Raw genomic sequence first — 361 nt, forward strand, 5'->3', positions numbered from 1 at the left:
TGCCCGATGGAGCCACGAAAGCCGGCCCTGAAGAGGACGCCAGATCATGAGCGAGGTATTCCGCGATCGTGCCGATGCCGGCAGACAGCTTGCAACGGCTCTCCAGCGCTACGCAGGCCGCGATGATGTCGTGGTGCTGGCGCTGCCACGAGGTGGCGTGCCGGTTGGTTACGAAGTAGCGAGGGCCTTGCGATGTCCCTTGGACGTGCTGATCGTGCGCAAGCTCGGGGCGCCCTATAACCCTGAGCTGGCGATGGGCGCCGTGGCGAGCGGCGACGCGCTCTACGTCAACGACGCAGTGATGCGCGCGCTTGGCGTGAGCGAAGCGCGGTTCGCCGAGACCCTCGCGCGCGAGCGCATC

At 67.0% G+C, this 361-nt stretch carries 1 protein-coding gene; it reads left to right on the forward strand.

The features are described 5' to 3' along the window. Nucleotides 1-46 precede the first annotated feature (46 nt). A partial coding sequence (locus SB816_RS30210) for a phosphoribosyltransferase (protein WP_410548019.1) occupies nucleotides 47-361 on the forward strand: 315 nt, incomplete at its 3' end.

Origin of the sequence: Achromobacter sp. SIMBA_011 (assembly GCF_046535435.1) — a bacterium.
Classification (GTDB): Bacteria; Pseudomonadota; Gammaproteobacteria; order Burkholderiales; family Burkholderiaceae_B; genus Achromobacter; species Achromobacter dolens.